The organism is Streptomyces sp. NPDC058051 (genome assembly GCF_042885475.1).
Classification (GTDB): domain Bacteria; phylum Actinomycetota; class Actinomycetes; order Streptomycetales; family Streptomycetaceae; genus Streptomyces.
This window is the reverse complement of the sequence record NZ_JBHVRW010000013.1, coordinates 44,565-67,168: the sequence shown is the minus strand read 5'-3', so window position 1 is coordinate 67,168 and position 22,604 is coordinate 44,565. Positions and strand designations below refer to the sequence as shown.

The window sequence follows — 22,604 nt, the reverse complement described above, 5'->3', positions numbered from 1 at the left end:
TCCGCCGGCCGGGGTCGCGCACCCGCACCGCCGCACCCCGCTCCGGGGGACAACGGGGACGCACGGGGTCAAGGCCGGCCACCTGGCTCGTACGCGCGCATTACGGCGCTCACACACAGGTGTCGGTTAGTCTCCCCGCATGTTCGACCCCGTCCCCACCGCCCGGCCCGCAGGCGGCCTCGCCGTGCGCTGCACGAGGGCGTTGCTCTCGCCCTGGTCCCGGTTCTCGCTGCTCGTGGCCGTACTGCTGGCCGCCGCGGCGGCGATGCTGTTCCTCGAACCCCAGCACATGCTCGCGGCCGGCCGGCTGAGCGGCGGCGCCACCGCGGCGGTGCTGTTCGGTGTCGCGTACGGCGTGTGCACGGTCGCCTTCGCGCCGCGGCCGCTGCTCAATCTCGCCGCCGGTGCGCTCTTCGGAACACAGACGGGGCTGGCCGCCGCGCTGGCGGGCACAGTGCTCGGCGCGGGCATCTCGTTCGGGCTGGGCAGGGTGCTCGGGCAGGACGCGCTCCGTACGCTGTTGCGCGGGCGCTGGCTCACGGCGGCGGACGGTCAGCTGAGCCGGCACGGTTTCCGTTCGATGCTGGCACTGCGGCTGTTCCCGGGTGTGCCCTTCGCAGCGGCCAACTACTTCGCGGCCGTCTCGCGCATGGGGTGTCCGCCGTTCCTGGTCGCGACCGGGCTCGGCTCGATCCCGAACACCGCCGCGTATGTCGTCGCGGGCAGCGAGGCTTCGTCACCGACGTCGCCCGCGTTCCTGGCCGCGATGGGCTTCATCGTGCTGACGGGCGTCGGCGCGGCCGTCGTCGCCTGGGTCAAGCGTCACCGTCTCTCCTCCGAGTGATCCGACGGGCGCGGGAGCGGGTGACGGGCGCGGGAGAGGGAGCGCGTCACGCTGTTCATCTGAGGGCGGTACCCTGCCCGCGACCGACCGAAGATCTCTGGGCCCGGCACGGCCCTGCCCTCATTTGACCGCTATGCGCACGTTGCCGCCGGCCCTGACCGCCGTCGGCCGATGCACGATCACCTCCGGGATGGCCAAAGCCCCATGAGCTGGTTCGAATCGTTCGTCCTGGGCCTCGTTCAGGGACTGACCGAGTTCCTGCCGATCTCCTCCAGTGCGCACCTGCGGCTCACCGCGGCGTTCGCCGGCTGGCACGACCCGGGTGCGGCGTTCACCGCCATCACCCAGATCGGTACGGAGGCGGCCGTCCTCATCTACTTCCGCAAGGACATCGTCCGGATCGTCTCGGCCTGGTTCCGTTCGCTGGTCGACCGGTCGATGCGCGGCGACCACGATGCCCAGATGGGCTGGCTGGTCATCGTCGGCTCCATCCCCATCGGCGTACTCGGGGTGACGTTGAAGGACCAGGTCGAGGGGCCCTTCCGTGATCTCCGCCTGATCGCCACGACCCTGATCGTCATGGGTGTCGTCCTCGGCATCGCCGACCGCCTCGCCGCCCGTGACGAGGCCGACGGCGGCAGACACCGGGCCGCCAGGGAGCGCAAGACGCTCAAGGATCTCGGCGTCAAGGACGGTCTGATCTTCGGCTTCTGCCAGGCGATGGCGCTGGTCCCGGGCGTTTCCCGGTCCGGCGCCACCATCAGCGGCGGCCTGCTGATGGGGTACACACGCGAGGCGGCGGCCCGGTACTCCTTCCTGCTCGCGATCCCGGCGGTGCTCGCCTCGGGGGCATTCGAGCTGAAGGACGCGGGCGAGGGGCACGTGTCATGGGGACCGACGATCTTCGCCACCGTGATCGCCTTCGGCGTGGGTTATGCCGTGATCGCCTGGTTCATGAAGTTCATCACGACCAAGAGCTTCATGCCCTTCGTGATCTACCGGATCATTCTGGGCATCCTGCTCTTGGCCCTGGTCGGCACGGACATCCTGAGCCCGCACGCGGGCGAGTCCGCCGGCTGACCGAGCCGCCGCATCCGGCACCGTCCGGCTCATCCCGTCGGTTCAGCGCCTCGCGCGACGGCGGGCCAGGAGCCCGCCCATGGCCATTCCGATCAGCAGGGTCACGGTCAGCACCGCCCACAGCGGCAGGGTGACCGTGGGGATCCACAGCCGGATATTGACCGATTCGGTGTTCGCGGCGATGAACCAGATCGCGATGGCCGTCAGGACCACGATGCCGATCGTGCGCAGCCGCACGTCCCGGCCCTTGACGGAGAGGGTCGGTGGGGCGTGCGGTGAAGTCATCTTCTGTGCCATGACACCAGTATCGAGCGATTCAGCCGATTAGTCCTGACAGGTCTCATTCATCCAGCTCTGACCGTCCTCATGCACCGATTGGTTTGGGCAGGTCTCACGCACCACTCGGTCCTGACTGGCCTCACGTACCACTCGGTCCTGGCAGGTCTCGTTCGTCGCTTCGGCGGCGCGGGCTCGGTGCGTCCTGCCGCCGCACACCTGCGCCGCGGCGGGACGGGGCAGGGATCAGGGTGTGTCGCCCCGCCAGTCCCACCGGTCGACGTCCCCGTCCCTGGGCCCGTACTCGGCTCGGCCACCCGGGCCGAATCGACCGATCTCGGTGCTCAGCGCCGCTCCCTCGCGCAATGCCGTCCCCGTCCAGCCGGTCACGTCGAGAAGCAGCCCGTCGAGCGGACCGCCCACCAACTCCCGGTAGGAACGGCCCGGCTGGGGTCCGGGGTCGGGATCGTCGTGGTCGGCGCCGTACACCCGGCGCTGCCGCATCAGCTCGTCCATGGGTGCAGGATCGCACCCGGCACTGACATCGATGCTGATACTCAGATCCCGGTGGCTGTGGCTCGGGCACTGACTGACGACTTGCCGGGCTGTCCTCCGACTGTCCCGTCGCCGGGGACCGGACGCCTCATGGCCCGTGCCGCCGCGACGGGGTGTCCCGATGCCGTCCTCGGGCCTCGGCCGGCCGTAGCGTACCTGGCATGCGGCAACACAGTGCGCGTGGCCGGACCCGGCCGCACGGGGCAAAGCGGGGCCTGACCCTCGCGTGCGAGACAGGTTCGGGGCAGGCCCGGCGTTATGGGACAGGTACGGGACTGCCCGGACTTTCCCGGACGGACAGGGCCGAAAGTCCCTGCCGCACGAGGCGCGCGCGTACCAGCCTGGGACATGTACCGCCGGAACCTGGAGGGTAATGATGACCACCACCGAGCTTCCCGTGATCGCGGCCGTCGACGGTTCGTCGCACAGCCGTGAGGCGCTCGACTGGGCCGCCCACGAAGCGGGCCGCCGAAATCTTCCGCTGGTGATCGTGCACGCCCGGACTCCGGACCGGCGCACCGACCCGCGGGCGCAGCAGCGTGGGTCGCGGGAACTGCTCGACCGGTCCGTGCGCCGGGTGTCCGAGATCGCTCCGGATCTGCGCCCGTCGACTCTCGCGCCGGTGGACTTCCCCGCGTCGGCGCTCACCTCGCTGAGCCGTGACGCGTCCTTGGTCGTCGTGGGCTCGCGCGGACTGGGGGGATTCCGGTCCCTGATGCTCGGTTCCAACAGCCTGGCGGTCGCCTCGATGTCCACGTGCCCCGTGGTCGTCGTCCACGGCGGTACGTCCGGCGAGGACGACGGGGCGGCGGAGGCGTTCTCGGACGTCGTCGCGGGCGTGGCCGCCGACGAGAGCAGTGAGGCGGTGCTGGAGTTCGCCTTCGCGACGGCCGCCTCCCGGCCCGGTGCGCGCCTGCGGATCGTGCACGGCTGGACGATGTTCTCCTCGATGGTGTCCGGCGGTCCCGTCTTCGACCGGGACGCGGCGGCGGGAGCGGCCGAGCGGACGCTTGCCGAACTCACCGCCGGATGGCGGGAGAAGTATCCACAGGTCGATGTCGTGCGGGAGCCGGTCGGGGGCTCCGCCGGGCGCGCCCTGGTCACGGCGTCGGCGACCGCGGCACTGACCGTGATCGGACGGCGCAGGGGCGGCGAGTCCCTCGGGCTCGGGCTCTCCCCCGTCGCCCAGACCACGCTCACCCACGCGCTCGGGCCGGTGGCCGTGGTGCCCTGCTGACCGCCGGAGCCGCCCCGTTCCGCGTGCACGCCCCTTGGCCTCGCACGCCGACGGGCGGACACTGGCTCGATGACGCAGCGCGTGGATCTCGCGACCGTGATGGACCGGCTGTCCATCGACGCAGTGATCACCGGCTACGCGAGGGCGGTGGACGACGGCGACTGGGCGGGGTACCGGGCCCTGTTCGCCCCGGACGCCCGCGCCGACTACCGCGGCGCGGGCGGTGTCGAAGGGCCGACGGACGTGGTCGCCCAGTGGCTGGAGGAGACCATGCGGCTCTTCCCCGTGCGCCAGCATCTGATCGTCAACCGCCGGATCGACATCCAGGACCTGGGCGGCTACCCGGGCGACCGGGCCGAGGCACGGGCCGATTACCTGAACCCGATGCGGCTGGAGGTCACGGAGGACGGCGGGAGCGGTTCGGAGGTACGGGCGGCCGCACCGAACTTCGTATCCGGCGGGCGGTACTCCTTCACGCTGTCGCGTGCGGGGAGCGGCTGGCGGATCCGGACCGTGACCGTGCACGAGAAGTGGCGCGGCACGGGGGGATCGGTCGGCCCGGTCTGAACCCCCCGTCGGTGCTTCCGCCGGCCCGCACCGGGGAAGAACTGCGGAACGGGTGATCAGGAGGGACACTGCTGATCAGCGGGGCGAGGAGGCGCGGCATGCGGATTCCGGTCGGCCGGCGCGAGAGGTGGGAGCGGATACTCCGGTCCGGCCGGTGGCGTGGCTGCCTGGCGCTCCTCGCCGGTGCGCTGCCCGCGCTCGCGTTCCCGGAGCCGTCCCTGTGGTGGCTGGCCTACGTGGGTCTGGTGCCGTGGCTGCTGCTGATCCGGTCCGCCGGCACGGGGCGCCGGGCGGCTCTCGACGGCTGGCTGGGCGGGATGGGCTTCCTGCTGGCGGTGCACCACTGGCTGATGCCGAGTCTCCATGTGTTCATCGTGGTCCTGGCGGCACTGCTCGGTCTGCTGTGGGCACCGTGGGGTCTGCTGGTCTTCCGGCTGCTGCGTGGGCGGGTTTCGGCAGCCGCGGCCGGAAGCGCTCTGGTCCTGGTGCCGTGCGGCTGGCTGATGATCGAGCTGGCCCGCTCCTGGGAGGGGCTCGGCGGTCCCTGGGGGCTGCTCGGCGCGAGCCAGTGGGAGGTGGCCCCGGCGCTCCGCGTGGCGTCCGTCGGCGGAACGTGGCTGGTGAGCCTTCTGGTGGTCGCGGTGAACACCGCTGTCGCGCTGCTGTTCGTGACCGCTGCCGCCCGTACGGCGGCCGTCGTCGGCATCGTGGTGTGTGCCGTGGCCGTGACGGCCATGGCGCAGTGGGCGCCGCGTCCCGAGCGGTCGGGGGTGGCCAGGATCGCCGTCGTGCAGCCGGGGGTGATCTCGGGTTCCCACAGCGCCGAGCGTCGGCTCGCCGTCAGTGAGCGGCTCACCGGCTCCCTGGCGGGACGCGATCTCGATCTGGTGGTCTGGGGCGAGAGCAGCGTCGGCGTGGATCTGTCGCGGCACCCGGACGTCACCGCCAGGATCGCGGCCCTCTCGCGCCGGGTGGGTGCGGATGTGCTGGTCAACATGGACGCCCGGCAGACCGGCGATTCGGGCCGCAGGGGGATCTACAAGTCCGCGGTGCTGGTCGGTCCGGACGGCCTGACCGGCGACCGGTACGACAAGATGCGGCTGGTGCCGTTCGGCGAGTACATCCCGGCCCGCTCGGTGCTGGGCTGGGCCACGTCCCTGGGCAAGGCCGCACGCGAGGACCGGCTGCGGGGCACCCGCCCCGTGACGATGCGGCTTCCCGGGGCCGACGGGGGCAAGGGGCTGCGGATCGGACCGCTGATCTGTTTCGAGACCGCGTTCCCCGACATGAGCCGGAGACTGACCCTGGACGGTGCGCAGGTTCTGGTCGCCCAGTCGTCGACCGCGACGTTCCAGCACAGCTGGGCTCCCGAGCAGCATGCCTCGCTCGGAGCGCTGCGGGCTGCCGAGAACGGCCGGCCGATGGTGCATGCGACGCTCACCGGCGTCAGTACCGCGTACGGCCCGTGGGGCGAGCGGATCGGCGCTCCGCTCGGTACGCACACGAGCGGGGCCGCCGTGTTCGACGTACCGCTGGCGTCCGGTACGACGCTCTACACACGGCTGGGCGACTGGCCGGGGCAAGGGGCGGCGGCGGTGCTGGCCGCCTTCTGCGCCGTCGAAGGCGTGCGGTGGTTCAGGCGACGCGACCGGGCCGGAACAGCGGGCTCCGCGGGTACGGCGGCTTCGGCGCCGGCCGTACCCCCGGATTCCGGCGGTCGTTCCGATTCCACCGGCCGCTCCGGGCCGACGTGAGCCTCCGCAGCCGGCGTGAGCCCCCGCCGGGGCTCCGGGAGGACTACCCGGGGCCGTTGACGGAGACGATGCGCCCCTGCGCGTCGACGGTGAGCGCGACCCGCTCGACCTTGTTGGTCACGGCCAGCACCAGCCACACAGGGCCCCAGAGAAAGCAGCTGAACGCCGTCAGGACGGCATGCAGCACATGGTTCACCGGCCTGCCCCGGACCATGACGGCCTGCGTCTCGGAGCGCCATTCCACCCGCCAGCCGCTCGCGATCCGCTGATTGACGGCCCAGTCGAGGATCAGGCCGCGCTGCATCGTGTCGGGTGGTCGCCCGTCGGCCGAGTAGTAGCCGGGCGGCGGCTGGAGTGCTCCCCAGCCCCTGGGCTCGTCGTGGGGCCTCACGAGGTCACCTCCACGGGCCGGCGGTCCATCTCCCCAGCCTGCATCGGGGCGCAGCCCGGCGCATCCCGGGCCCGGGCCGGCGGCGCGGGATGCGCGCTACCCGCAGTCCAGGTCGCGCAGGATGCGTTCGCACAGCTCGTGTGTCCGCAGGGCGTCCTCGGCGCTGAGCACCTTTCCGGCCCGCACGGCGTCCAGGAAGGACAGCACGCTCTGCTCGATGCCGCGCTGGCGGGCCACCGGCACCCAGTCACCGCGCCGCCGTACGGTCGGCTGCCCCCTGTGGTCGATCACCTCGGCGAGGTTGACGACCTCGCGCTTGGCGTCCTGGCCGGAGACCTCCAGCCGCTCCTCGGCCGAGCCGCTGAGCCGGTTCATCGCGCCGATGGCGGTGAAGCCGTCACCGGCCAGGTGCAGCACGACATGGTGCATCAGACCGTCGCGGATCCGGGCCTGTACGACGGTGTGCTCGATGGGCCCCGGCACCAGGAAGCGCAGGGTGTCGACGACATGGATGAAGTCGTCGAGCACCACGGTGCGCGGGTCATCGGGCAGGCCGATCCGGTTCTTCTGCATGAGGATCAGCTCGCGCGGGTGCTCGGCACACTGCGCGTATCCGGGCGCGGCCCTGCGGTTGAAACCGACGGCGAGGCTCACCCCGCGCTCCTCGGCCAGGTTCACCAGCCGCTCCGAATCGGCGAGTTCGTAGGCCAGCGGCTTGTCGATGTAGGTGGCCACGCCCGCGTCCAGCAGCCGGCCCGCGATCTCGGGGTGTGCGGCGGTCGGGGCGTGGACGAACGCGGCGTCCAGGCCCTCGGCGAGCAGCGAGTCGAGATCGGCATGGAGCTGCCCGGGCGGGATCCGGTGGGTCTCGGCGACCGCGGTCAGGGTGGCCGGGGTGCGGGTCTGGAGATGCAGTTCGATTCCGGGCACGGTCGTCAGAACCGGCAGATATGCCTTCTGGGCGATGTCGCCGAGCCCGATGCAGCCGACCTTCACAGGGGTCTCCCTCTCACTGTCCGGCGTCGGCCGGCGTGGTGTTCACCGGGTGCGGGTGCCCCGTCGAGCTGTTCGTACCGGTGTCCGCCTCAGTGGCCTGTGCGCGTTAGTGGCCTGTGCGCGTTCTCCGTCCGGGCAGCATACGTGTCTGCGGCGGCTGCCAGTCCGCGATGCCGTCGAGGGTGCGCAGGACGAGAGTCGGCCCGAGCCGCGAGACGGTGGCCATGAGCGCGTCGCGCAGCGCCACGGCGCAGGGATTGCTCACGCGCATCAGCCGGGCGGTCTGTGCCGCCTTGCGGACGACGGCCGATGTACGGGGCAACCGGTCGGCGGTGTAGGCCGCCGGCCCCGCGCCGAGATCCCCGGCGGGCGTCACATGGTGGGCCAGCACGATCGCGTCCTCGATGGCCTGGTTGCCGCCCTGGCCGAGGCTGGGTGCCATGGCGTGGGCGGAGTCGCCGACGAGCACGGCGCGACCGCGGTGGAAGGACGGCAGGGGGTCGATCAACTGCCACACGTCGTTGCGGAGCACCTGTCCGGGGTCCGCGGCGGCGATGATCGAGGGGATCGGGTCGTGCCAGCTGCCGAACCGGCGCGTCAGCTCCGCCTTCTCGTCGTCGGAGGCACGGGCCCCGGCCGGGGCGACGGCGGCCGCGTAGGCGTAGATCCGGCCGTCCTGGAGCGGCTGTGTGCCCCAGAGCGCGCCGCGCCCCCAGGTCTCGTGCGGGGCGAAGGAACGCTCGGGCGCGGGGACGACGATGCGCCATGTGGTGAAGCCGGCGTACGAGGGCCCGGGGTGGGCGGGGAAGAGAGCGCCGCGCACACCCGAGTTGATGCCGTCGGCGCCGATGACGAGGTCGGCCTCGACGTCTCCGGCGGCGGTCCGCACCACGGCACGCGGGCCGTCGACGGCACCCGGGTCCAGCAGTTCGGCGGTGACACCGGTGCGGACGGCGGAGTCCGGCAGCCGGGCCATGAGGCGGTCGACGAGAACGGCCCGGTGCACCAGGACGAGCGGCCCTCCGAATCGCTCGGCCGCGGCGTCACTGTTCGTACGGGACAGCCAGCGGCCGCCGGGGGTGCGCAGACCGCCCTCCCCCTGCCAGGCGGCGAGCGACCTGATCTCGTCGCCGAGGCCGATGACGTCGAGAGCGCGTTGGGAATTGGGAGCGAGGGCGATGCCCGCGCCGACGGGTTCCAGGGACGCGGCGCGCTCCAGAACGGTGACCCGCCAGCCGCATCCGTGCAGGGCCACCGCAGCGGTGAGGCCGCCGATTCCACCGCCGATGACGACGGCATGGGGTGTCTCCATCACTTCTCCTCCGAACTACAGATGTAGTGACAGGATCACCGTACTACAGCTGTAGTATCGGAGGTAGGTTGACTTCATGGCCACACGCACCACCGGAACCTCCCGGGCCGACCTCATCACCGATGCCGCCCTCGCCCTCCTCGCCGAACGCGGGATGCGCGGCCTCACCCACCGAGCGGTGGACGAACGCGCCGGACTCCCCCAGGGCTCGACGTCCAATTACGCCCGCACCCGGCAGGCCCTGCTCGAAGCGGCGGTGCGGCGTCTGGCGGAGCGCGAGGCGCGGGTGCTCGCGCCCGGTGAACTTCCGGTTCCGGGCGCCGACTCGGCCCGCGGCCGGGAAGCCGGACCGGACGCCCCCGGAAGGACCGCCGACCAGGAAGACGGACCGGACGACTCCAGAAAGACCGCCGACCAGGGCACCGCCACGGAAGGCGGTCCGGGCAACGGCGCGCGAAACCGCCCGCGCATCGACCCGGAAGCGGTGGTGGCCGCCCTCGCGGCGGCCCTGCACCGGTATCTCACCCGCCACCCGGAACTGCTCGTCTGCCGCTACGAGCTCGCCCTGGAAGCCACCCGCCGCCCGGAACTGCGGGAGTTCTTCGACGCGACCGGCCGGCAGTTCCGCGAGCCGCTGACGGCGCTGATGACAGCAGCGGGCTCGGCCGAGCCGGAGCGGCACACCCTCTCCCTGGTGGCCTGGTGCGAGGGGCTGATGTTCTCGTGCGCCGCAGGGTCGTTCCACCGCTCCGTACCGACCGAGGAGGAGCTCCGTACCGGCTTCACCGAACTCCTGCGCGGGATGCTCGGCTCGCTGGTGGCATTGCGCTGACCGGCGTCACTCGTGCGGGCCAATCCGGGCATTCCGGCTCACGGGATACCCGGGTGGCACAGCAGAGTTGACCAGGTGCAAGCAACCCGAATCACCCTGAAGCTCCTGGTGGGCGTGGCGATCACGACCCTGTCCGGCTGTGTGTCCGTGGCGCCGCAGCCGGACGTACCGTCACGGCCGGAGGCCAGTGGGCCCGCCCAGGATCTGGCGCCGCAGATCGTGCAGCCACCGGGCCACGACAGTCTGGGAGCCGTACCGGCCCCCGAGCGGTCCGCGTCCGCTCCGGCGCATGGCACGCGGCCGGACACCCGCCGCGCCGCGCCCCGCGCGCCGCACCCATGGCAGCGCCCCGGCGCGGCACGGGCACTGCCCCGTCGGACCACGCCCGCCGTGCCCGCACCGGTACCGGACCTGCCCGCCCCCGTCGCCGGGAAGGACGTCTGCGCGCTGGGACGTGGGTACGGGCACTGGCCCGCGGGCAGCCCGCAGTCCCGGATCTGCGACCGCACCTACGGCCACTGAGCCGGGCAGGAGAGCGACGCGCGGGTGGCCCGTCCACGCTGGACGGGCCACCCGTCACATCTGCCGCAGCCTCAGCTCCAGCCGCTCGATCGCCGCGCGGACCCCTCCGCCGTATCCGTCGTCCGCCAGCACACCGGAGGCGGCACGCGCCCGGTCCAGATGGATCCGGGCCGCGTCGGGGCGGTGGAGCTTCACGTAGTCCGCCGCGAGATTGAGATGGAGCGACGGGTAGAACGCGCGCACCGCGAGCGCGTCGGAGTGCTGGGCCGCGCGCTCGTCGGTCAGGCTGCCGGCCGCGGTCAGCGCCCGCAGGTCCCAGGCCAGCTCGTCACCGGGGTCGTCCTGCGTGTCGGCCATGTAGTGGGCGAGGGTGCAGCGGTGCAGGGCGTCCCCCTCTTCCCCGATCTCGGACCAGAGCTCGCCGAAGCGATTGCGGGCCTCCTCCCGGTCGCCGCCGTGCAGCAGCATGATCGCCTGGCCGATCCTGGTCATGACGGCATCCTTGGACGCCTCTCGCTGCTCCGCCACTGCGGCCTCCCTGTCGACGTCCACCCGGTTCCGTTCGACGCTAGCGGCAGCCGCGGCCAATCCCGCTGAGGCACGGGCGGTCGCCCGGGGCCTGTCCACCGGGCGCCCGCCCCGACCCCGGACGTGCCGGGGTCGGGGCGGGCGCCGGAGCGGCGATGTCAGCCCAGGTCGGGAATGCGCCAGTCGATGGCCTCGTGCCCCTGCGCCGCCACCGCCTCGTTGATCTGCGTGAACGGACGGGAGCCGAAGAACTTCTTGGCCGACAGCGGTGACGGGTGCGCGCCCTTCACCACCGCGTGGCGCTCCTCGTCGATCAGCGGAAGCTTCTTCTGGGCGTAATTGCCCCAGAGCACGAAGACCGCCGGATCGGGCCGCGAGGCGATCGCGCGGATCACCGCGTCGGTGAACTTCTCCCACCCCTTGCCCTTGTGCGAGTTCGCCTCGCCCGCGCGCACCGTCAGCACGGCGTTGAGCAGGAGCACGCCCTGCTCGGCCCACGGCATCAGGTACCCGTTGTCCGGGACCGGCAGGCCGAGCTCCTCCTTCATCTCCTTGTAGATGTTCCGCAACGACGGCGGCGTCTTCACACCCGGCCGCACGGAGAAGCAGAGCCCGTGCCCCTGCCCCTCTCCGTGGTACGGGTCCTGGCCGAGGACGAGGACCTTCACCTTGTCGTACGGAGTGGCGTCCAGGGCGGCGAACACCTGGTCGCGCGGCGGGTAGACCGGCCCCTTGGCCCGCTCCTCCTCGACGAACTCGGTGAGCTCCTTGAAGTAGGGCTTCTGCAGCTCTTCGCCGAGGACGCCGCGCCAGGACTCAGGCAGCAGGTCGGTGTCGGTCACGTCAACAACCTCCGGTAGGTAATCAGTTCTTCGACGAAGAACCTACCGGTGGCCACTGACAACGGATCCCGCCAGTCCTGCCGATGCCTACCAGCTGGCCTTGCGGTACAGCTCCCACATCTGCATGACTGTCTGCGGGTCCAGAGCGCGCTCGCCGCCGCCGATGTCCTCGCCCGCGGCGACGTACAGCTTGCCCTGCCACAGCGGCAGCAGCCGCACGTCGTCGACGAGGATCTTCTGGGCCCGCTCGAACTGCTTGGTGACCGCGGCCCGGTCGCTCTCCTTACGGGTCTGCGGCAGCAGCTGGTCGGTGATCTCCTTCTTGATGTACGGCATCCCGGTGACGCTCTCCTTGCCCACGAAGGGGGCGATGAAGTTGTCCGGGTCAGGGAAGTCCGGGAACCAGCCGCGGCCGAAGACGGGATACTGCCCCTTGTTGAAGCCCTCCTGGAACTCCTTCCAGGGCTTGCTCCTCAACGTGATCTTGAACAGTCCGGAGGCCTCCAGCTGCCGCTTCAGCTCGTCGAACTCGGGGGCCGTGGAGGATCCGTACCGGTCGGTCGTGAACCAGAACGTCAGGGAGACGGGCTCGGTGATGCCCGCCTTGGCGAGGATCTGCTTCGCCTTGCCCTTGTCCGGGTCACCGTAGGCGTCGAAGAAGCTGGTGGTGTGTCCGCCGATGCCCTTGGGAACCATGGAGTACAGCGGCTCGGCCGTTCCCTGGTAGACCTTGGCCACCAGGGCGTCACGGTCGACGAGCTGGGCGATGGCCCGCCGTACGGCCACGTTCCCGGCAGCCGGATCCTCGGGATTGAAGACCAGGAAGCGGATGTCCGCGCCGACGTTCTCGACGATCTGAAGATCGCTGTCCTTGTCCTTGTTGTCTTCCAGGCTGACGACGTCCTCGGCGGTCAGACCGCGGTAGATCGCGTCGATCTCCTTCGCCTTCAGTGCCGCGACCACGGGGGCGGATTCCTTGAAGTACCGGATGGTCACCGCGTCATTCTTGCGGTTCGCGAAACCCTTGTATTCCGGATTCTTCACCAGTTCGGCCCGGTTCCCCGGCTTGTACGAATCCAGGAGATACGGACCGGATCCGGTGACCAGCCCGTCACTGCGGACCTTGTGCTTCGAATAGGCGCTGGGCGCCACCAGCGACATCGCGGGGGTGGCGAGGATGAACGGGAAGGTGGCATCCGGCTTGGTGAGATGGAAGACGACGATGTCGTCCCCCGTGGTCTCCACCCGGTCGAGCGAACCGAGCATGCCCAGGGGGCCACCCTTGACCTTGAGGTCCGTGATCCGGTCGATGGAGTACTTCACGGCTTCGGCGTCGAGCTTGTCGCCGTTGGAGAATTTCAGCCCCTCGCGGAGCTTGCACCGGTAGGCCGTGCTGGTCGTATCGGTGAATTTGCACCATTCCGCAGCATCGGGCTCCGGCTTGGTGCTGCCCGTAGGGAAACTCACCAGGGTCTGGAAGACATTTCGCATCAGTTCCCAGGAGTTGTCCCACGCCGCCGCCGGATCGAGGGTGGACGGCTCGCTCGTCGTACCGACGACTATCTTCTGCTCCGTTTTCGACTCACCGTCGGACAACAGTCCGCAGCCTGCCAGCAGAGAAAAGGAAGCTAGGACTGCAGCTGCCTGCAGACTGGCTCGGTAGAACACGTGAACGCTCCTCGATCAGCCATGGGTCGGCAGACCATATCGCAGTGCCCCACCGGGTCAATCCGCAGGCCCGGCAGGGCACTTGGCTCAATAACGACCAAACCGGTTCAGGCCGTTCTCAACCCACGCCCGCATTCAGGAAGATTCCGCCGTCGACCACCAGAGTCTGTCCCGTGATCCAGTCGCTCTGGCTCGAAGTGAGGAACGCCGCGGCACCACCGATGTCCTCGGGCACCCCCAGCCGGCCGAGCGGATAGGCCGCCGCGGCCTCCGCTTCGCGGCCCTCGTACAGCGCCTGGGCGAACCGCGTCTTCACCACGGCGGGGGCGATCGTGTTGACCCGGACGATCGGCGCGAACTCGTGCGCCAGCTGGAGGGTCAGATTGACCATGGCGGCCTTGCTGATGCCGTACGCGCCGATGAACGGCGAGGCGGAAAGACCGGCGACCGAGGAGATGTTGACGATCGCCCCGCCGTTCTCCTTCTGCCACGCCTTCCAGGTCTGCTGGGCGAAACCGAGCGCCGAGATCACATTCGTCTCGAAGACCTTGCGGGCCACATTGAGGTCGAGCTCCGCGATCGGACCGAAGACCGGGTTCGTACCGGCGTTGTTGACCAGGAAGTCGACACGCCCGAAGACCTCCATGGTGCGTGCGACCGCCGCGGCCTGATGAGCCTCGTCGTGCGCCTTCCCGGGCACGCCGATGACCCGGTCGGAGCCGAGCCGTTCGACGGCCTCCTTGAGAGCGTCCTCGCCGCGCCCGGTGATGCACACCCGGTCGCCGCGCGCCACGAACGCCTCGGCGACGCCGTATCCGATGCCCCGGCTCGCGCCCGTGACGAGTGCGACCTTCCCGCTGTCCTGCGCAGTCATGATGTCCGTGACCTTCCGGATCAGTTGAGCGGTCCGCCGGCGACGTACATGACCTGGCCGGAGACGAAGCCGGCCTCGTCGCCCGTGAAGAAGGCGATGGCGTTGGCGATGTCCTCGGGACGGCCGACGCGCTGTACCGGGATCTGGGTGGCGGCAGCGGCCTGGAACTCCTCGAAGCCCATGCCGACCCGGGCCGCGGTCTGCGCCGTCATCTCGGTGACGATGAAGCCGGGTGCGACCGCGTTGGCGGTGACGCCGAACTTGCCGAGCTCCTTGGCCAGGGTCTTGGTGAAACCCTGCAGACCGGCCTTGACGGCGGAGTAGTTGGCCTGACCCCGGTTGCCGAGCGCCGACGAGGAGGAGAGCGAGACGATACGGCCGAACCCGGCGTCCACCATGTGCTTCTGAACGGCCTTGGCCATCAGGAACGCACCCTTGAGGTGCACGTTCATCACGATGTCCCAGTCCGACTCGCTCATCTTGAAGAGCAGGTTGTCGCGGAGCACACCGGCGTTGTTCACGAGGATCGTCGGGGCGCCGAGCTCGGCGGCGACCCGTCCGACCGCGGCTTCCACCTGGGCGCTGTCCGACACGTCGCAGCCGACGGCGAGGGCGGTGCCCCCGGCGGAGGTGATCTTCTCGACGGTGTCCTTGCAGGCCGCCTCGTCGAGGTCGAGTACGGCGACGGCACGGCCTTCGGCCGCCAGACGCACCGCGGTGGCGGCGCCGATACCCCGCGCCGCTCCGGTCACGATGGCGACACGCTGCTCGGTGGTGGACATGCTTGGCTCTCCTCGCCCTTGGATCGCGGCTCAGCGGACGTCGGGGCACCCCGGCACAGAAGCTTCGTGTGCGGCTTCGTGTGCGCGGAGCCTGGCCGATAACTGAGCAACCGCTTAGTACCTTCAGCAGACGAGACGCTAGAAGCCCTGACACCCGGTGTCAACGGCCCACGGCCGCAGGGGCGCATGTCACACCCGGCGGCGCCGTGCCGCCGCGCCCGCGGGCGGCGCCGTCGAACGTCGGGTCAGCGCACCAGCTGGTCGAGCAGCCGTTCGACCTCGGCCTCCGGGTCGGTCGTGAGGCCGCTGTGCACGGGGCTCGGCTGGACGACGGTGGACCGCGGGGCGATCAGCCAGCGGAAGCGGCGGCCGGCGTCGTCACCGGCCGCCTGGCCCGCGTCCGTACCGCCGCGGCACACGCCCTCGACGGCGTGCAGGGCGGCGCGCACACCGACCACGTCGGCGCTCGGGTCCAGGGCCTTCAGCTTGGTCTCGTCGAGATGGGTGCGGGCGGCGACGAAACCCCGCGCACGGCAGTAGACGACCACGCCCGCGTTGAAGAACTCACCGCGCTGCACCCGCGGCACCACGCGCAGCAGTGCGTACTCGTAGACATCGCGCCCGGTCACCGCTGGCCGTCCTTGTCGTTCTTCTTCTTGGTGGAGTGGGGCCAGGGGGCGAGGTGGTCGGTGAGCCAGCCGGGGGCCTGCGACGTGCTGGGCTCGGTGGGACCGTCCATCGTGATCCGCTCATGGATGGTGGCGGCGCGCGGCAGCAGCGCCTCCACATAGGCGCGGCGCAGCTCGTCGGTGGAGCCGAACCCGGGCTCGTCCACCAGCCATTCGTCGGGGACGTCGGCCGCGACCTCGGTGAGCAGTTCCTCGGTGACCAGGGGGGCGAGTTCGGCGGCGGCCGTCGCGATATCGGGGGCGAACGGTGCCAACGCGTGGTCCGAGGCGTTGTACGGCTTGGCGGCGGAGGCCTGGGCACCGGGCCAGTTGTGGTGCCAGATCATGGTGGCTCCGTGGTCGATGAGCCACAGATCGCCGTGCCAGATCAGCATGTTCGGGTTGCGCCAGGACCGGTCGACGTTGTTGATGAGCGCGTCGAACCAGACGACCCGTCCGGCTTCCCGGGGGTCCACCCGGTAGGCGAGCGAGTCGAATCCTATCGAGCCGGGCAGGAAGTCCATGCCCAGGTTGAGCCCACCGCTGGCCTTCAGCAGCTCCTGCACCTCCTGGTCGGGCTCGGCGAGCCCGATGACCGGGTCGAGCTGGATCTGGACGAGATCGGGGACACGGAGACCGAGCCTGCGGCCGAGCTGTCCGCAGATGACCTCCGCGACCAGTGTCTTGCGGCCCTGTCCGGCACCGGTGAATTTCATGACATAGGTGCCGAGGTCGTCGGCCTCGACGATTCCGGGCAGCGATCCGCCCTCCCGCAGGGGCGTGACGTAGCGGGTCGCTGTGACTTCGGTGAGCATTTCCCCAGGCTATCCGGCGAGGGCACCTTACGATCCACGGAGCGTCGCACCATCCCCGTCAGTTCCGGGAATCACCCCGTCAACTCCGGGGAGAATCCGGGGAGCTCCAGCCGGCGGCCACTCCCCCGCAGTGCCGATCAGGCCATCTGCCGCCGTGGCCGGAGCGGTCGCCCCGGCCTCGACCGGTCCGGAGGATTCGGCTCGGCGACCGGACCGGTGCTCCGGTCGTCGTCTCCGGCAACGGCCGGCACGCGGGACCGACCATTCTCCCTCGCGCTAACCTGGGCGCATGAGCCAGAGCACAAAAGGAAGAGGCACGTCGGAAGCGCGATCACGGCTGCTCAACACGGCAACCAAGATCTTTTACGCGGAGGGAATCCACTCCGTCGGCGTCGACCGGATTGTGGCAGAGGCCCAGGTCACCCGCGCCACGCTGTACCGGCACTTCACGGGCAAGGGAGACCTCGTCCTCGCGTACCTCGACCAAGCCGACCGGGAACTCCGGGCGCAGGCCGAAGCCGCTCAGGCAGGCGAACAGTCGGCAGCCGACAAGATCCGGGCCGTCTGCCGGACCATCACCGCGGGCATCCAGTCCCCGGGATTCCGCGGGTGCGCCTTCCTCAACGCGGCGGCCGAATACCCCGATCCGGACCATCCGGTCCACCGAGCCGTCCTGTCCCACCGCCAGTGGTTCCTGGACACCATCACGGGACTGCTGGCCCAGACCGGCGACGCACCTGCCGAAGCCGCCGGCCGGCATCTCATCATGCTCCGGGACGGCGCCATGGCCTCCGGCTGCCTGTCCGACCCTGAACTGGTCTCCGAGACCTTCCTTCAGGGAGTCGAAGGAATCCTCCGAGCCCGCTCCGCCTGACTGCGAGCCCGCTCCGCCTGGCCGGCCGCGTCTGCTGCGGCCGTCCCGTTCGCGACCTGAACGGCCTTTGGCCGGTGCCTCGCCCGGCACAGTGACTGTCAGTCTCCGTTCTCGCCCAGCTCCGTGACTCCGGCGTGCAGTCAGCTCCCCAGGTCGCCGCTCGCGGGAGCCAGTTCGAAGAACGCCGGGCGCCGGCCCGGCCATCTTGGCCAGGAACCCCTCGGTGGCACGGTCGCTCCCCCGTGCCACCTGGTTCGGCCGATATCCGAGTTCGGCCACGTTGGGGCTGTGCTCCCCCAACAGCCGGAACTCCAACCGCCGCAGAAGAGTGCCGGTGCTCTCGCTCGTGTCCCACGACCGGACCTCTCGCCTTGCCTGCCGGTCCTGTGCCGGACATTGCCGCTCAGCGTGGTGCCTTCGGTTCGGGCCGCCAGAGTGGGTGCTCCCGCTCCGCCCACTCCCGTGCGACCGAACCGCTGCGCATACCCCGGCGGGCCTCCGGATCGCCCATGGCCATGCCGATGTGCCCGGCGAGAACGACACCGAGGGTGAGGGCCAGCCAGTCGTGAACGAACGTGGCTCCAGTGCGCCACACCAGCGGCGTGAGGTGGGTGAACCACATCATCAGCCCGGTGCCGAGCATGACGAGCGTGGCACCGGCGGCCCAGGCGGCGTAGAGCTTCTGCCCGGCGTTGAACTTGTGCGCCGGACGGGAGGCGGGCCGCTTGTCCCTGCGCAGGACGGCAAGCAGCCACCGGCGGTCATGCGGGCCGAAGCGGTTCAGCAGTCCCAGGTCGGCGCGCAGAGCCCGGGAACCGAGAGCGGTCAGGACCGGGACCGGGAGAGCGACTCCCGCCCACTGGTGCACGGTGACCACGAGGGCACGGCGGCCGACGAGTTCGGCGAACAGAGGCAGGTACAGGAAGGCCGCGGTGAGTACACACACCCCCATCAGCACGGCCGTCGCGCGGTGCGCCCAGCGCTCGGCCGCGCTGAATCGCCGCACGCGCGTGGCGACCCGGGGAGGATCAGGTCGTCGGCTCATCGTCCCGTCCGTTCGATCGGCCCACCCAGGCGTCGACGTCGTAGCCTCGCGCCTCCCAGTAGCCCGGTTTCACGTTCTGCGTGACGGTGATGCCGGAGACCCACTTGGCGGATTTGTAGAAGTACATGGGCGCCACGTAGAGGCGTACGGGGCCACCGTGGGAATGACCGAGGTCCTTGTCCTGCATGCGCAGGGCGACGAGGACGTCCGCGCGACGCGCCTGTTCCAGGGTGAGACTCTCCGTATAGGAGCCGTCGAAGCAGGTGAAGCGCACCGCACCGGCCGAGGAGTGCACTCCCGCGGCGTCCAGCAGCCTGGACAGGCGTACTCCTTCGAAGGGGGTGCCCGGGACACGCCACCCGGTGACGCACTGGACGTCGCGCACCGTACGGGTCTGGGGCAGCGCCCGGAGATCGGCCAGGGTGTACGTCGCCGGGTGGTCGACCAGGCCGTCGACGGTGAGCCGGTAGGTCTCGGCGCTCTTGTGCGGCACGGACGAGGCGACCGAGTAGTAGCGGAAGCCTCCTCCGTTCGGGAGCAGTCCCGTCAGGCCGGTGGGATCCCGTTCGGCGGCGCCGCCGAGAAACGCTTCCGTGCCACGCTGCAGAGTGGGGGCGGCGAGGACGCCGAGCGCACCCAGCCCGAGCGTGCCGAGGAAGACCCGCCGTCCGACAGGAGCACCCCGCCCCTCCGGTGATTCAGAAGTCACGTATTCATCTCCCGCGGGTTCCCCGGACCGCTGCCGCTGGTCCGGGTCAGGTTTCGGTAGTCCTCTCGCGCCGCATTGCCGCGACAACAGCGACACCCGTGACACCAGTGACACCAGTGACACCAGTGACACCAGTGACCAAGTCTGCGCCATGCGCACTGCGGGGTGCCGTCATGGACCAGCACGCCGACGGGCCGCTCTGCAACGCGGTGAGTGGCCTGCCGCGTCCTGATCCATGAAGCGCTGTGCGCGAGAAGGGCTCAGCGTCGTCCGGTCGCCGCACTGGAGCGACACACCGAGTGGGTCGCCGCCCTGAGCGCCTGCCGGTGGAGCGTGTCCAACCGTTCCCCCGCTGCCCCTGATCCACTGGCCAGGGCGAGCTGCACTGTGCACGCGATGGGCTTGTCCCGCAGTCGCTCCGTGTCCTTGAGCTCTTGGAGCAGGGCCGTGGTCAGCTGGTCGAGCTGCCGGCGGATCTGATCAAGATCGGGGCGTGTCGTGGGGGCTTCCTCGGGGTGAGCGGTCCAACGGGTGAACAATCCCCGCTGCACGGCCTTGCTCGCGGTGATCTGGTCCCGGAAGAACGCCGCTGCCGCGTCCGGGTTCACTCCGGCAGCATCGGCCTGCTTCCGGACCTGCTCCAGTACCTGTTCCTCGCGCACAGGGTCTTCGATGGGCGAGTCGGTGCCGAACTTGGACGCCGCAACGTCATCACTCACGCGAATGCGCTCGATGACAAGGTCCGTCAGAGGGCCGAGCCTGCCGCGTGACCTGATCGTCCCGACCGTGCTGCTGACGGATTCAGCGTTCACATGGGCACGTGTGGCCATGGCCTGAGGGACCGTCAGTACTGTTGTGGCGCCCAGCAATCCGGTGATCGCGGCGCGGCGAGTCAAGCTGTTTCGCAGGTTCAATCGTCTACCTCGGTTTCGATAAACGCAGGGCGTGGGTTGCCTGCATCAGCGGGCCGTTCACCGGGTTCAGGACGGCAGGGGGATCGCGCGGAAGACGTGGTCCGGATCGAAGCGGCGTTTCACTGCGAGCAGCCGCTCGGTGTTCGGACCGTAGGCGTGTGCGATCTGTGCGGCCTCGTCCGGCCCGAGCAGGTTGGGGTAGCCGCCCGGCAGCGCATCGGACTTGAGAGCGTCGGTCAGCTTGCCGGCCCAGGCGCGGTGCTCCGCCGCACGGGTGTCACCCGGTTCCCAGAGGGCGATGATTTCGACCATGAGGTGCGGGTCGCGGTTGCCGAACGCCGTCTCCGTCACGGGTACTCGTGCGGCGGCTCCGTGCAGGCTGTGCACGGATACGGCTGAATGGGGCGAGGTCAGGGTGGAGCCTGCGAGGCTCAGCATGTCACGCACTCCCGGGGTGAGTGACGGTACCGAACGAGGGCGGATCTCGACGTGCCGGCCGAAGGGGAACTGCGCGTCGATGGACGCGAGCATCTCGGGCACGGTGGTGGGGGCGACTCGGGAGACGAGGGGTGTGCCGAGGGTGCCGAGCGGCGCCAGCGCGCGTTCTCCCGCCGCGGTGTCCTCGCCGCTCCAGGTGGGCGAGAGGAACACCACGGGCTTGCCGTCGGGGCCGGGCAGGACGCCGGACTGCACGGTCAGCTCGTCCGGACTCTCGGACAGGACGTCCGACAGCCCGGCCAGTACGGTCTCGACCTGGTCCCACGGGTACGTCACCGTGCCGGACAGGAGTGTGGGCACACGGTGCAGGCGCACCCGCATCGAGGTGACGAGACCGAAGTTCCCGCCGCCTCCGCGCAGCGCCCAGAACAGGTCCGGCTCCCGTTCGGCGTCGGCAGTGACGACTGAGCCGTCGGCGAGCACCACGTCCGCGGACAACAGGTTGTCCAGAGCGAGTCCGAAGCGGCCGCTGAGTGGTCCGTAGCCGCCGCCGAGTGTCAGTCCCGCCATGCCACGGAGCCGGCGGAGCCGGTCGCTGCGGTCAGACCGAAGGGTTGGGTTGCGGCGACGAGACCGGCGGCCGTGGCCCCTCCTGACACCTCGGCGACCTCTGCCACAGGGTCCACCGTCACCCGGCGCAGGCCGGAGAGATCGATGGTCAGGCCGCCGTCGCTCAGTGCCCTTCCGGCCCAGTCGTGACCGCCGTCGCGCACCGCCAGAGGTATCCCGAATTCCTGCGCGGCCAGCACAGCAGCCCGGGCCTCGGCCGGGTCGGCGCACCGGACGATGACGCCCGGGCGGGCGGACACGGCCCCGTTCCATAGGGTTCGGCCGGCGTCGAAGTCCGGCCCGGCGGTCACCACCCGTCCCGCGTGGACGGTCCGCCGCAGGGTGTCGGTGAGACGGCCGAGTTGTTGGTGTGTCGTCGCGGACATGGCACCTCTGTCTTGAGGATCTCGGCAAGAACGTGTGAGCGGCTTTCCCTCGTCGGCCACTGCCGGCCGACGCCGTGGGGACGGTCCGGCCGAGGCGGCCCGCGGCGGCCCCGGCCGGCGAGGCGGTGATGCAGGGATGCGTTTCACCGGGTGTTGCGGGCAGCGTCCTCGATCACGTGCGTGACCGTGCCGGGGCGGCTGATCATCACGGCGTGGGAGGCGTTGACCTCCTCGATGTGCGCACCGGCCCGCTGCGACATGAAGCGCTGGACGTCGGGAGCGATCGCGTGGTCCTGACGGGTAATCAGGCTCCAGGAGGGAATGGTGCGGAATGCCTCCTCCACGCTGGCGTCGGAGACCGCTTTGGTGTTCGCGGGCCGCTGGACCGCTGCCAGATCCGCGGCGGTGGTCCTGTCGACGTCGCCGGCGAAGGCTTCCCGGAAGTGGGCCGGATCGATGGACACGTCCGTACCGTCCGGGACGGGAGTCGAGACCAGCGGGATGGCCGGTCAGGACGTGGCAGCCAGGTCGCCCACCGTCTCGCCCTTCGCGGGGATGAAGCCGGCGATGTAGACCAGGGCCTTGACATCGGGGTCCGAGGCGGCGGAGTTGGTGATGACGGCGCCGCCGTAGGAGTGGCCGACCAGCACCACCGGGCCGTCAATGGTGGACAAGTAGCTGGAGACGTAGGCGGTGTCGCTGGTGAGCCCCTGCAGCGGATTGGCGATGGCGCGCACGGGATAGCCGTCCTTGCGCAGTCGCTCCAGCACCGGCGACCAGCTGGAGGAGTCCGCCCAGGCTCCGTGGACGAGGACGACGGTCGGCTTCGGGGAAGCAGATGCGGATGCGGAGGTAGAACCTTCACCGCTCGCCATCGCCACGCCCGGAGCGGTGGCGGCGCCGAGCAGAACGAGGGCGCCGGCGGCGAGCGCGACGCGGCGTGGGATTCGGATACGCATGGCGTGTCCTTTCGATTGATGGAACAGAGGCAGGTCAACGCGATCTCCAGCAGCGCTCCACCAGCGCAGAGGCTCGCCGGGCTGCCTGATCCGCGCCGGCCCACCCACGCACCAAGAGAGAACGTTC

Annotated in this window: 25 protein-coding genes and 1 pseudogene; 8 read left to right on the top strand and 18 right to left on the bottom strand. The window is 70.4% G+C overall.

Features of this window, described 5'->3' with window-relative positions; genetic code table 11:
• Window positions 1-139 precede the first annotated feature (139 nt).
• A complete protein-coding gene (locus tag ACFVUT_RS21420) occupies window positions 140-844 on the top strand; it encodes a TVP38/TMEM64 family protein (protein ID WP_389658540.1) in 705 nt (234 codons plus the stop codon).
• A 204-nt stretch (window positions 845-1,048) separates the two neighbouring features.
• Window positions 1,049-1,924 carry an undecaprenyl-diphosphate phosphatase gene (locus tag ACFVUT_RS21415; RefSeq protein ID WP_389658537.1) on the top strand — a complete coding sequence of 292 codons (876 nt, stop codon included), beginning with the start codon at window positions 1,049-1,051 and terminating at the stop codon, window positions 1,922-1,924.
• Window positions 1,925-1,966: 42 nt separating this feature from the next.
• Here the strand turns inward: ACFVUT_RS21415 and ACFVUT_RS21410 are convergent, their stop codons facing one another.
• Both ACFVUT_RS21410 and ACFVUT_RS21405 read right to left on the bottom strand, forming a co-directional pair.
• The gene (locus ACFVUT_RS21410; RefSeq protein WP_389658534.1) at window positions 1,967-2,221 is read right to left on the bottom strand and encodes a lipopolysaccharide assembly protein LapA domain-containing protein; all 255 of its coding nucleotides are present in this window, start codon (window positions 2,219-2,221) and stop codon (window positions 1,967-1,969) included.
• A 225-nt stretch (window positions 2,222-2,446) separates the two neighbouring features.
• A complete protein-coding gene (locus ACFVUT_RS21405) occupies window positions 2,447-2,716 on the bottom strand; it encodes a hypothetical protein (protein ID WP_389658531.1) in 270 nt (89 codons plus the stop codon).
• A gap of 415 nt (window positions 2,717-3,131) precedes the next feature.
• Here ACFVUT_RS21405 and ACFVUT_RS21400 point away from each other — a divergent pair, with 415 nt between their 5' ends.
• The 3 genes from ACFVUT_RS21400 to lnt all read left to right on the top strand — a co-directional run bounded on the left by ACFVUT_RS21400 (window position 3,132) and on the right by lnt (window position 6,313).
• Entirely contained in the window at window positions 3,132-3,992 is an 861-nt protein-coding gene (locus tag ACFVUT_RS21400; protein ID WP_389658528.1) for a universal stress protein, read from the top strand.
• A gap of 69 nt (window positions 3,993-4,061) precedes the next feature.
• A complete protein-coding gene (locus ACFVUT_RS21395) occupies window positions 4,062-4,559 on the top strand; it encodes a nuclear transport factor 2 family protein (protein ID WP_389658525.1) in 498 nt (165 codons plus the stop codon).
• Between the two features lie 98 nt (window positions 4,560-4,657).
• Window positions 4,658-6,313, top strand: a complete 1,656-nt coding sequence (gene lnt / locus ACFVUT_RS21390; protein ID WP_389658522.1) for an apolipoprotein N-acyltransferase — start codon at window positions 4,658-4,660, stop codon at window positions 6,311-6,313.
• 43 nt (window positions 6,314-6,356) lie between these two features.
• On the opposite strand, the gene ACFVUT_RS21385 is transcribed toward lnt, so the two are convergent.
• The 3 genes from ACFVUT_RS21385 to ACFVUT_RS21375 all read right to left on the bottom strand — a co-directional run bounded on the left by ACFVUT_RS21385 (window position 6,357) and on the right by ACFVUT_RS21375 (window position 9,012).
• On the bottom strand, window positions 6,357-6,704 hold the full coding sequence (locus tag ACFVUT_RS21385; protein WP_389658519.1) for a hypothetical protein: 348 nt from the start codon (window positions 6,702-6,704) through the stop codon (window positions 6,357-6,359).
• A 96-nt stretch (window positions 6,705-6,800) separates the two neighbouring features.
• The gene (locus ACFVUT_RS21380) at window positions 6,801-7,700 is read right to left on the bottom strand and encodes a Gfo/Idh/MocA family protein (RefSeq protein ID WP_389658516.1); all 900 of its coding nucleotides are present in this window, start codon (window positions 7,698-7,700) and stop codon (window positions 6,801-6,803) included.
• A 106-nt stretch (window positions 7,701-7,806) separates the two neighbouring features.
• Window positions 7,807-9,012, bottom strand: a complete 1,206-nt coding sequence (locus ACFVUT_RS21375) for an FAD-dependent monooxygenase (protein ID WP_389658513.1) — start codon at window positions 9,010-9,012, stop codon at window positions 7,807-7,809.
• A 76-nt stretch (window positions 9,013-9,088) separates the two neighbouring features.
• Between ACFVUT_RS21375 and ACFVUT_RS21370 the strand changes: the two genes are divergently transcribed.
• On the top strand, window positions 9,089-9,844 hold the full coding sequence (locus ACFVUT_RS21370; protein WP_389658510.1) for a TetR/AcrR family transcriptional regulator: 756 nt from the start codon (window positions 9,089-9,091) through the stop codon (window positions 9,842-9,844).
• Window positions 9,845-9,919: 75 nt separating this feature from the next.
• Complete coding sequence (locus ACFVUT_RS21365; protein WP_389658507.1) at window positions 9,920-10,366, top strand: hypothetical protein; 447 nt, start codon at window positions 9,920-9,922, stop codon at window positions 10,364-10,366.
• 54 nt (window positions 10,367-10,420) lie between these two features.
• Here ACFVUT_RS21365 and ACFVUT_RS21360 read toward each other — a convergent pair whose 3' ends face one another.
• The 7 genes from ACFVUT_RS21360 to ACFVUT_RS21330 all read right to left on the bottom strand — a co-directional run bounded on the left by ACFVUT_RS21360 (window position 10,421) and on the right by ACFVUT_RS21330 (window position 16,543).
• Window positions 10,421-10,894 (bottom strand): hypothetical protein, encoded by a 474-nt coding sequence (locus ACFVUT_RS21360; RefSeq protein WP_389658504.1) that lies wholly within the window; start codon window positions 10,892-10,894, stop codon window positions 10,421-10,423.
• 158 nt (window positions 10,895-11,052) lie between these two features.
• A complete protein-coding gene (ung, locus tag ACFVUT_RS21355) occupies window positions 11,053-11,736 on the bottom strand; it encodes a uracil-DNA glycosylase (protein ID WP_389658501.1) in 684 nt (227 codons plus the stop codon).
• 87 nt (window positions 11,737-11,823) lie between these two features.
• Window positions 11,824-13,404: an ABC transporter substrate-binding protein gene (locus tag ACFVUT_RS21350; protein WP_389658498.1), complete on the bottom strand. Its 1,581-nt coding sequence runs from the start codon at window positions 13,402-13,404 to the stop codon at window positions 11,824-11,826.
• A gap of 118 nt (window positions 13,405-13,522) precedes the next feature.
• Entirely contained in the window at window positions 13,523-14,278 is a 756-nt protein-coding gene (locus ACFVUT_RS21345) for an SDR family oxidoreductase (RefSeq protein WP_389658495.1), read from the bottom strand.
• A gap of 20 nt (window positions 14,279-14,298) precedes the next feature.
• Entirely contained in the window at window positions 14,299-15,060 is a 762-nt protein-coding gene (gene fabG / locus ACFVUT_RS21340; protein ID WP_389658493.1) for a 3-oxoacyl-ACP reductase FabG, read from the bottom strand.
• 245 nt (window positions 15,061-15,305) lie between these two features.
• On the bottom strand, window positions 15,306-15,689 hold the full coding sequence (locus ACFVUT_RS21335; RefSeq protein WP_389658490.1) for a DUF3037 domain-containing protein: 384 nt from the start codon (window positions 15,687-15,689) through the stop codon (window positions 15,306-15,308).
• On the bottom strand, window positions 15,686-16,543 hold the full coding sequence (locus tag ACFVUT_RS21330) for a HipA family kinase (RefSeq protein WP_389658487.1): 858 nt from the start codon (window positions 16,541-16,543) through the stop codon (window positions 15,686-15,688). The genes ACFVUT_RS21335 and ACFVUT_RS21330 overlap by 4 nt, the downstream gene beginning before the upstream one ends.
• Window positions 16,544-16,832: 289 nt before the next feature.
• On the opposite strand from ACFVUT_RS21330, the gene ACFVUT_RS21325 reads away from it, so the two are divergent.
• Window positions 16,833-17,417 carry a TetR/AcrR family transcriptional regulator gene (locus ACFVUT_RS21325; RefSeq protein WP_389658484.1) on the top strand — a complete coding sequence of 195 codons (585 nt, stop codon included), beginning with the start codon at window positions 16,833-16,835 and terminating at the stop codon, window positions 17,415-17,417.
• Between the two features lie 403 nt (window positions 17,418-17,820).
• On the opposite strand, the gene ACFVUT_RS21320 is transcribed toward ACFVUT_RS21325, so the two are convergent.
• From ACFVUT_RS21320 to ACFVUT_RS21295, 6 genes and pseudogenes are all read right to left on the bottom strand, one after another.
• Window positions 17,821-18,462, bottom strand: a complete 642-nt coding sequence (locus ACFVUT_RS21320; protein ID WP_389658481.1) for a cytochrome b/b6 domain-containing protein — start codon at window positions 18,460-18,462, stop codon at window positions 17,821-17,823.
• Window positions 18,446-19,171 carry a molybdopterin-dependent oxidoreductase gene (locus tag ACFVUT_RS21315; protein WP_389658478.1) on the bottom strand — a complete coding sequence of 242 codons (726 nt, stop codon included), beginning with the start codon at window positions 19,169-19,171 and terminating at the stop codon, window positions 18,446-18,448. Before ACFVUT_RS21315 ends, ACFVUT_RS21320 begins: the two co-directional genes overlap by 17 nt.
• A gap of 260 nt (window positions 19,172-19,431) precedes the next feature.
• Window positions 19,432-20,001 (bottom strand): chorismate mutase, encoded by a 570-nt coding sequence (locus ACFVUT_RS21310; protein WP_389658475.1) that lies wholly within the window; start codon window positions 19,999-20,001, stop codon window positions 19,432-19,434.
• Window positions 20,002-20,151: 150 nt separating this feature from the next.
• The gene (locus tag ACFVUT_RS21305; RefSeq protein ID WP_389658472.1) at window positions 20,152-21,093 is read right to left on the bottom strand and encodes an FAD-binding oxidoreductase; all 942 of its coding nucleotides are present in this window, start codon (window positions 21,091-21,093) and stop codon (window positions 20,152-20,154) included.
• Window positions 21,081-21,518, bottom strand: coding sequence for an FAD-binding protein (locus ACFVUT_RS21300; protein WP_389658469.1), 438 nt, complete (start codon window positions 21,516-21,518; stop codon window positions 21,081-21,083). Before ACFVUT_RS21300 ends, ACFVUT_RS21305 begins: the two co-directional genes overlap by 13 nt.
• Window positions 21,519-21,661: 143 nt before the next feature.
• A pseudogene (locus tag ACFVUT_RS21295) lies at window positions 21,662-22,393 on the bottom strand (alpha/beta fold hydrolase).
• Window positions 22,394-22,604: the final 211 nt, after the last annotated feature.